Origin of the sequence: Phenylobacterium sp., from assembly GCF_016793285.1 — a bacterium.
Taxonomy (GTDB): domain Bacteria; phylum Pseudomonadota; class Alphaproteobacteria; order Caulobacterales; family Caulobacteraceae; genus Phenylobacterium.
In genome coordinates this window covers 1-8,406 of sequence record NZ_JAEUMO010000144.1, presented here as the reverse complement: position 1 = coordinate 8,406, position 8,406 = coordinate 1, and the positions used below count along the sequence as shown (strand labels likewise).

Genomic DNA, 8,406 nt, shown 5'->3' with positions numbered 1-8,406 from the left:
ACCTACGACGTGAGCGAGCAGCTCTCGGTCACGGGCGGCCTGCGCTACGCCCACTACAAGGAAACCCGCGAACTGACGTTCGACGGGATCTTCGCCGACAAGACCATCCGCGTCCCCGGCCGCACCACGGCCAATAGCTGGGCTCCCCGGGTGATCGTGGCCTACAAGGCTACCGACGACGTGACCCTGAACGCCCAGGTCTCGAAGGGCTTCCGCCTGGGCGGCATCAACGATCCCCTGAACCGCCCGCTCTGCACGCCGGCCGACTTCGCGACCTTCAACGCGCTGTCCCAGCCCAGCTTCAAGAACGAGACGGTGTGGAACTACGAAGCCGGCATGAAGGCCCGGCTCGGCGGCGGCGCGGGCCAGGTGACCCTGGCCGGCTTCTATGCCGACATCTCGAACCTGCAGGCGACGATCGACGCCGGCTCGTGCTCGTCGCGGATCATCGCCAACGTCAAGTCGGCCAAGTCGGTCGGCTTCGATGCGGAGTTCTCGTACCGCCTGAGCGACAACTTCGACGTCGCGGCGACGGCCTCGTACAACGACGCCAAGCTGACCTCGAGCCTGCTGGACGCCACCGGCCAGCCGATCCAGGGCCTGCGCGACGGCAACCGCCTGCCGACCGTGCCGCGGTTCCAGGCCTCGCTCAGCCTCGGCTACGAGCGTCCGCTCGACAACGGCTGGGAGGCCTTCTCGGTGCTCACGGCCCAGCACGTCGGCAAACGCTACACCCAGGTGTCGGATCAGGAGAACAACCCGCGCACCACGCCGCTCTTCCCGAACCTCGGCGCGCAGACGGCCACCAGCCTGGTCTTCCCGCTGGAACTGCCCAGCTACGAGGTCGTGAACCTGCGCATGGGCATCCGCGGCGACGGCTGGGAAGGGGCGCTGTTCGTCAACAACCTGGGCGACGAGCGGGCGAAGCTGGCGATCGACCGCGAGCGGGGCCTGCGCGCCCGCTACGGCTTCCTGACCAACGCGCCGCGCACCATCGGCGCCTCGCTGCGGAAGGACTTCTAGTCCGCTCCGCCGACTGAAGACCCGCGGAGGGCGGGACCGCACGGTCCCGCCCTCTTCGTTTGCGCGGCCCCGGCGGGCTGTGGGCGAGCCCTCGCGCCGAGGCGGAAACCCCGGTATCCGGGCGGCATGGGGAACGGCGTCTCACGGACCGCGGCGATCGCCTTGACGGTCTCGGTCCTGGCCTGGGCCGGCGCGGCCTTCGCGCACAACATCGGCGGGACGGACGCGGCGTTCGTCGCCGCCGCGCGCGGGCCCGACCCCGTCCCCTTCGCCTACCTCGGCGCCAAGCACATGGTCACGGGCTACGACCACCTGCTGTTCCTGGTGGGGGTGGTCTTCTTCCTCTACCGGCCGCGGGAGATCGCGCTCTACGTCAGCCTCTTCTCGCTGGGCCACTCGATCACCTTGCTGGCCGGCGTCTTCCTCGACCTCCACGTCGAGCCGCACCTGGTCGACGCGGTGATCGGCCTGTCGGTGGCCTACAAGGCCTTCGAGAACCTGGGCGGGTTCCGCACGCTGTTCGGCCGGCAGCCGGATACGCGCGCGGCGGTCTTCGGCTTTGGCCTCATCCACGGCTTCGGCCTGGCCACCAAGCTGCAGGCGCTCGAGCTCAATCCCGACGGCCTGTTCGTGAACCTCGTCGCGTTCAACGTCGGGGTCGAACTGGGGCAGGCGACGGCGCTGTCGCTGATCCTCGTCGCCATGACCTTCTGGCGGCGGACCCGGGCGTTCGGCCGGACCGCGACGGCGGCCAACCTGCTCCTGATGCTGGCGGGCTTCGTCCTCGCGGGCGAGCAACTGGCGGGCTACATCTTCGGCGGAGCGGTCTCATGAGCGAACAACCGGGCCCTACCCAGGCGACGCCGACCCCGCTGCCGCGCGGCCGGCTGCTCTTCGCGACCGGCGCCACCCTGATCCTGGCCGTCCTGATCGTCCTGGGCGTCGTGCTGCCGGCGGAGTTCGACCGCGACCCGCTGGGCGTCGGCCGGCTCTCGGGGCTGTCGCGGCTCTGGGCCCCGGACGACGTGAAGATCGACGTCGGCAAGGCGGACGCGGCGCGCGCCCGCGAGTACGCCACGCCGTTCCGCACCGACGTCATCGAGATCCCGCTGGGCGGCTTCCTGGACGGCGTCGAGCGGTCGGAACTCGAGTACAAGGTGAAGATGGCGAAGGACGCCACCCTCATCTACGCGTGGGAGGTGGTGGGCGCGGCCGACGCCCGTGACTTCCACTTCGACCAGCACGGCCACACGACCCCGGCGCCCGGCCAGCCGATGCAGGTGGCGACCTACAGGCAGGCGTTCGGGCTCAGGCAGCAGGGCGCGCTGAGCGCGCCCTTCGACGGCATCCAGGGCTGGCAGTTCTCCAACTCGGCCGAGGTCCCCGTGGTGGTGCGCCTGAAGCTGGCCGGCTTCTACGAGCTGATCCCCGCCGGCCAGCCCGGCAACGAAGCCGGCATCGTTGCGAACGTGCCCGCCGCCAGGGCGCGACCTGCAACACCCTCGCCATAATCTGCGGGCCTCCTGATGGCGACAGGAGTTCCCCCATGCGCACAGTCGCCCTGGCCCTCGCCGCCCTGATCGCCACCCCCGCCTTCGCCGAGGAGGCTCCGCAGACTACCGCCACCGCGGCGCCCGGCGTCGCCGACCAGATCGCGGAGTACCTGCGCACCTCGCCCGCGGCGCGGCTCGACGGCGACGCCGACGGCGTCCAGGGCGTCACCCCGCGCGACGACCGCCAGGTTCACGGCGAGGTCGCGGTCGGTGTTGGCACGGGCGGCTACCGCAGCTTCTACATGCGCAGCGACATGCCGGTCGGCGAGAGCGGCAGGCTCAGCGTCGCCTTCAGCGACACGAGGAACGCGCGGTGGGGCGACCGCCACGATCTGCGCCGCAGCGTCGGCGCCGACCTGCGTTTCGGCGACGCGGCCATGGATCGCCAGCGTTGCGACCTGGAAGGCATGACCCCGCCCCGTCCGCTCGACACCACCCTCGGCGGCCCGAACGGACGCTGCGCGCGGCCGCTGCCTTAGCGGCTACTTCTTCTTCTCTCCGGCGATCGGCGGCAGCGGGTCGCCTTTGGCGGGACCGTTGGCCTTGAGGTCGGGCTGGATAACGAACTGCTCGTGGCAGGCGACGCAGACCTCGTAGACGCGGCCGCCTTCGTCGAAGACGGCCTTCTCGTCATGCTTCTCGGCCGCGGCGCGGGCCAGGGCGGCGCGCTCGGTCAGCATCTGGGAGTACCTATTCCAGTCGGCCTCGGGCGCGCGCGTGCGGCCGGGGAGCTGCAGGACGTTGCCGGCCTCCATCAGCATGGTCGCGCCGGTCACCAGCACGTCCCAGCCTTCGTCGGTGGCCGGATAGAGCGAGTGCTCGCCCTCGGCGTCGACCATGGTCCCGGAATTCTTCCAGTACATGAAGGCGGCGGGATCGACGAAGTGGCCCATGAACTCGGTCATCGGCGTATCGGTGTTGAACTTGGCCTCGGCGCTGGCCTTGGGCGCCGCCGGCTTGCCGGGCGAGCAGGCCGTCAGCAGCGCGGCGGCCGCCGCGAACAGGATCAGGTGTCTCAAGGGCGAACTCCGTCTGACAGGCGGCCAGACTAGCGGCGCGCGGCGCGCGGCGCACCGTACTGAACCGTAGCGGCCTCGTTACAGGTGATACGCCACTCCCGCGACAGGCGAAGCTTGTTTCATCGATCCCGTCCCGGGCGTAGGGTGCCGGATGACACGACACATCGCCCGCTGACACGGGGCCGGCGACTCCTCTGGGGTCTAGAGCTACGATGCGACGTTTCCTCATCGGGTCCTTGGCCGCCCTGGCCATGTGCGGGACCGCGCAAGCTGCAGACTATTCCGTCGTCAACGTCCTGGGCACGGACATGCCGTGGCTGTGGGACCACGACGCGCTCAACGTCGGCTACCAGTTCGGCACGCAGGACGGGACCGGCCCGTCGGTGTTCAATTTCGCCGACCTGGGCATCGGCGAGGGCGACTCCTACGGCGTCCTGTTCGTCGGCGGACAGGTGGGCGTCTTCGGCGGTCCGCCGGACGTCACCAACAAGGGCTACGACTACCTGTCCTTCAAGAACGACGGCCTGGGCAGTTCGGGCACGGTGTTCCCCAGCTACTACATGCCGGGCGACTACGGGATGAACGACACGGCCGGCGTCTACCTGGCGTCGCTGGTGGGCGCGTTCGCCGACGCCGGCGGCAACGTCATCTCGCCGTTCTCGCTCGGCCGGGTGAACGATGACGGCTCGTGGCTGATCGGCTTCTCCAGTTCGCTGGGCGCAGGCATCACCCACGTGCAGTTCGGCATCAACGACGACATCTTCGCCGACAACAGCGGCTCGTTCTCGGTCTGCATCGACCGGGGGGACAACGCCTGCTTCGACGCCTTCTACGGCAACGGCGGCGGGGTGCCCGAGCCGGCGACCTGGGGCCTTATGATCGCGGGCTTCGGCCTTGCGGGGACGGCGCTCCGGCGCCGCCGCGCCTTCGCGGCCTGAAGTCCGGGCGGGGGCCGGCGCCAGCACCCTCTCGTGCCGGCCTCCGTCGATCACGACATGCCCCCTGCGGCACAGCTTGAGGGCAGGAAAACGCGCCTTGCGTCGGCGCGGCCGCTGATGTCTACCTCGGGAGGCTGAAATCCCGGCAATCGGACGCCCGTTTGCCGAAGTGTTCGCCGTTCCTCCGCGAGGTTCCCTTGCCCGCCCAGCCCCTGCCGCCCCCCGCGGCCACCGCCCTCGACCTCATCGGCCGCACCCCGATGGTCGAGCTGGCGGGCTTCGACACCGGCCCCTGCCGCCTCTTCGTGAAGCTCGAGAGCGCCAATCCGGGCGGCTCGATCAAGGACCGCATCGCGCGCTCGATGATCGAGGCGGCCGAGAAAGACGGTTCGCTGAAGCCGGGCGGGACCATCGTCGAGGCCACCGCCGGCAACACCGGACTCGGCCTCGCCCAGGTGGGCGTCCTGAAGGGCTACAGGCTCCTGCTGGTCGTGCCCGACAAGATGGCTCGGGAGAAGATCCAGCATCTGCGCGCCATGGGCGTCGACGTGCGCATCACCCGCAGCGACGTCGGCAAGGGCCATCCGGAATACTACCAGGACATGGCGGCCGCGCTCGCCGCGAAGCTGAACAACGCCGTCTACATCAACCAGTTCTCCAACCCCGCGAACCCCCTGGCGCACGAGACCACCACCGGCCCCGAGATCCTGGAGCAGATGGAAGGCGACGTCGACGCCGTCGTCGTGGGCGTGGGCTCGGGCGGCACGCTCACGGGGCTCGGCCGCTTCTTCCGGGCGCATTCGCCGAAGACCCGCATGGTGCTGGCCGACCCGGTCGGTTCGATCCTGGCCCCGCTGGTGGAGCGTGGCGAAAAGGTCGAGCCGGGCTCGTGGGTGGTCGAGGGCATCGGCGAGGACTTCATCCCCGACAACTGCGACCTGGACCTGGTCGCCAAGGCCTACGAGATCCCCGACAGCGAAAGCATCGCCACGGCGCGGATGCTGCTGGTGAAGGCGGGCATCCTGGGCGGTTCGTCGTCGGGCACGCTGCTGGCCGGCGCGCTGCGCTACTGCCGCGACCAGACCGAGCCGAAGCGGGTGGTCACCCTCGTCTGCGACACCGGCAGCCGCTATCTCTCGAAGGTCTACAACGACAGTTGGGTCGCCGAACAAGGGCTCGTCGACCGGGAGCTGCACGGCGACCTGCGCGACCTGATCGCCCGCGGGACGTCGTCGGGCGATGCGGTGACCGTCGGCCCCGACGACACGCTGCTCACCGCCTACAACCGCATGCGCGCCGCCGACGTCAGCCAGTTGCCCGTGCTGGACGACGGCCGCCTCATCGGCCTCATCGACGAGAGCGACCTGCTGGAGGCCATCGAGGACCGCAACCAGGACCAGCGCTTCAGACAGCCGGTCTCGACCGCCATGACCGCCAAGCTCCGCACCCTGCAGGCAGGCTCGCCGCTCGAGGACCTGCTCCCCATATTCGAGCGGGACGAGGTGGCGATCGTGATGGAGGGCCGGGACTTTCTCGGCCTCATCACCCGCATCGACCTGATCAACTACCTGAGGCGCGCGGCGTGACCGACCAGACCGACGGACCTTCCGGCAAGAACCGGCTCGACTTCGCCACCCGCGCGATCCACGGCGGCCAGGCGCACGACCCGACCACCGGTGCGGTGATGCCGCCGATCTATGCGACCTCGACCTACGCCCAGTCGTCGCCGGGCGTGCATACGGGCTTCGAATACTCCCGCAGCCAGAACCCGACCCGGTTCGCCTTCGAGCGGGGCATCGCCGATCTGGAGAGCGGGACGAAGGGCTATGCCTTCGCCTCGGGCCTGGCCTCGATCGCGACGCTGCTGGAGGTGCTGGACGCCGGCGACCACATCATCGCCAGCGAGGATCTGTACGGCGGCTCGTTCCGGCTGTTCGACAAGGTCCGCGCGCGGTCCATGGGCCTCACGGTGTCCTACGTCGACCTCGCCGACCTCTCGGCCATCGAGGCCGCGATCACGCCGAAGACGAAGATGGTCTGGGTCGAGACGCCGACGAACCCGCTTCTGCGGCTGGCGGACCTGGAGGCCATCGCCGGGCTCTGCAGGAAGCGCGGGCTGATCGCGGCGGCCGACAACACCTTCGCGAGCCCCTACGTCCAGCGGCCGATCGAGTTCGGCTTCGACGTGGTGATGCACTCGACCACCAAGTACATCGGCGGCCACTCCGACGTGGTCGGCGGCGCCCTGGTGGTGGGCGACAATGCCGAGCTGCGGGACAAGCTGACGTTCCTGCAGAACGCCATCGGCTCGGTCGCCTCGCCGTTCGACAGCTTCCTGACGTTGCGCGGCATGAAGACGCTGGCGCTGCGGATGGAGCGCCACTGCGAGAACGGCCAGCGGATCGCCGAGTGGCTCGAGGCGCGCCGCGACGTCGCCAGCGTCGTCTACCCGGGCCTGAGGAGCCACCCGCAGCACGCGCTGGCGGCGAGGCAGATGCACGGGTTCGGCGGCATGATCACCGCCGTCCTCGACCGCAACCTGTCGGGGACGAAGGCGATGCTGGAACGCACCCGCCTCTTCACCCTGGCCGAGAGCCTGGGCGGCGTGGAGAGCCTGATCGAGCACCCGGCCATCATGACCCACGCCTCGATCCCGGCGGAGACGCGGCAGCGTATCGGCATCGTGGACGGCCTGATCCGTCTCAGCGTCGGCGTCGAGAACGCCGACGACCTGATCGCGGACCTGGAGCAGGCGCTGGGGTAGCCGCGCGGGCAAGGCCCGGCGCCGCCCCGCCCGGCCGGCGGCGCGCTCAATCTATCGAAAGATCGGTACGGCGCGATTGACGCGCGGGCGTTCCTACGCTTCGCTCCGTCCAGAGCGTCCGCCAGAGGCGCCACCCGGAGGAAAACCAAGTCATGACCACGGCGCCCGCCGCGGCCGATCGCCTGCCGCTTCGCACGAAAGTCGCCTTCGGCATCGGCAGCTCCGCCGAGATCATCGCGCTCTACGCGGTCTCGAGCTTCGCGCTCATCTACTACAACCAGGTCCTGGGCGTGCCCGCGCACTGGATCGGCATCGCCATCTCGATCAGCCTCGTGCTGGATGGCCTGACCGAACCTCTCGTGGGCTCGTGGTCCGACCGGACGAGGAACAGCAGGCTGGGCCGCCGGCACCCGTGGATGTACGCCGCGCCGATCCCGATCGCGCTCGCCTTCTACTTCATCTTCAATCCGCCGCAGGGCCTGAGCACCATGGCGCTGACCATCTGGTGCGGCGCGTTCGTCTCGCTGCTGCGCCAGGTGATGACCTTCTTCCACACCCCGCACCTGGCGCTCGGCGCCGAGCTCTCGCCCAACTACATCGAGCGCTCGAAGGTGATGGCCTACAACAGCTTCTTCACCTGGGCGGGCGGCGCGGCCATGTCCTGGATCGCCTACAGCTACTTCTTCCCCTCGACGCCGGAATATCCGCGCGGTCTGCTCAATCCTGAGCCGTGGTCGCCCTTCGCGCTGACGATGGCGGTGACGATCGTCGTCGTGCTGTTCGCCTCGGCCTGGTTCACCCGCGACCGCATCCCGTTCCTGCCCCAGCCGCAGGCGGACGTGAAGAAGTTCAGCCTGACCGAATTCTTCGCCGACGTCTGGAAGGCGCTCAGGAACCGCAACTACGTCTGGCTGCTGATCGGCATCTTCTTCCTGTCGATGATGATCGGCCTGAAGGAAGGGCTGCGCCTCTACACGGCGACCTTCTACTGGGGCCTCAACAGCGAGCAGCTTCGCCTGTTCGTGATCGGCAGCTTCGCCGGCTACGCCACCGCCTTCGTCTTCGCCGCGCGCATGCACGGCAAGTTCGACAAGCGCGCGACCATGGTC

General features: G+C 69.4%; 9 protein-coding genes. 8 read left to right on the top strand and 1 reads right to left on the bottom strand.

The window, feature by feature from the left end; all coding sequences use genetic code 11:
• From JNL41_RS13485 to JNL41_RS13470, 4 genes are all read left to right on the top strand, one after another.
• A partial coding sequence (locus JNL41_RS13485) for a TonB-dependent receptor (RefSeq protein WP_293475724.1) occupies window positions 1–1,023 on the top strand: 1,023 nt, incomplete at its 5' end.
• A gap of 126 nt (window positions 1,024–1,149) precedes the next feature.
• The gene (locus JNL41_RS13480) at window positions 1,150–1,857 is read left to right on the top strand and encodes a HupE/UreJ family protein (protein ID WP_293475722.1); all 708 of its coding nucleotides are present in this window, start codon (window positions 1,150–1,152) and stop codon (window positions 1,855–1,857) included.
• The gene (locus tag JNL41_RS13475; protein ID WP_293475720.1) at window positions 1,854–2,534 is read left to right on the top strand and encodes a hypothetical protein; all 681 of its coding nucleotides are present in this window, start codon (window positions 1,854–1,856) and stop codon (window positions 2,532–2,534) included. The genes JNL41_RS13480 and JNL41_RS13475 overlap by 4 nt, the downstream gene beginning before the upstream one ends.
• 35 nt (window positions 2,535–2,569) lie before the next feature.
• Window positions 2,570–3,055: a hypothetical protein gene (locus tag JNL41_RS13470; protein ID WP_293475719.1), complete on the top strand. Its 486-nt coding sequence runs from the start codon at window positions 2,570–2,572 to the stop codon at window positions 3,053–3,055.
• Between the two features lie 3 nt (window positions 3,056–3,058).
• Here the strand turns inward: JNL41_RS13470 and JNL41_RS13465 are convergent, their stop codons facing one another.
• Entirely contained in the window at window positions 3,059–3,595 is a 537-nt protein-coding gene (locus JNL41_RS13465) for a hypothetical protein (protein ID WP_293475717.1), read from the bottom strand.
• A gap of 212 nt (window positions 3,596–3,807) precedes the next feature.
• On the opposite strand from JNL41_RS13465, the gene JNL41_RS13460 reads away from it, so the two are divergent.
• The 4 genes from JNL41_RS13460 to JNL41_RS13445 all read left to right on the top strand — a co-directional run.
• Window positions 3,808–4,533, top strand: coding sequence for a PEPxxWA-CTERM sorting domain-containing protein (locus tag JNL41_RS13460; protein WP_293475715.1), 726 nt, complete (start codon window positions 3,808–3,810; stop codon window positions 4,531–4,533).
• Window positions 4,534–4,730: 197 nt separating this feature from the next.
• Window positions 4,731–6,119, top strand: coding sequence for a pyridoxal-phosphate dependent enzyme (locus tag JNL41_RS13455; protein WP_293475713.1), 1,389 nt, complete (start codon window positions 4,731–4,733; stop codon window positions 6,117–6,119).
• A complete protein-coding gene (locus JNL41_RS13450) occupies window positions 6,116–7,297 on the top strand; it encodes a cystathionine gamma-synthase (protein ID WP_293475711.1) in 1,182 nt (393 codons plus the stop codon). Before JNL41_RS13455 ends, JNL41_RS13450 begins: the two co-directional genes overlap by 4 nt.
• A gap of 152 nt (window positions 7,298–7,449) precedes the next feature.
• The coding region (locus JNL41_RS13445) for an MFS transporter (protein WP_293475709.1) at window positions 7,450–8,406 on the top strand (957 nt) is incomplete at its 3' end.

Bases quoted from the DNA above. Each gene is read 5' to 3' on its own strand.
- JNL41_RS13480 (WP_293475722.1), top strand. From the start codon at position 1,150: ATGGGGAACGGCGTCTCACGGACCGCGGCGATCGCCTTGACGGTCTCG.
- JNL41_RS13475 (WP_293475720.1), top strand. From the start codon at position 1,854: ATGAGCGAACAACCGGGCCCTACCCAGGCGACGCCGACCCCGCTGCCG.
- JNL41_RS13470 (WP_293475719.1), top strand. From the start codon at position 2,570: ATGCGCACAGTCGCCCTGGCCCTCGCCGCCCTGATCGCCACCCCCGCC.
- JNL41_RS13460 (WP_293475715.1), top strand. From the start codon at position 3,808: ATGCGACGTTTCCTCATCGGGTCCTTGGCCGCCCTGGCCATGTGCGGG.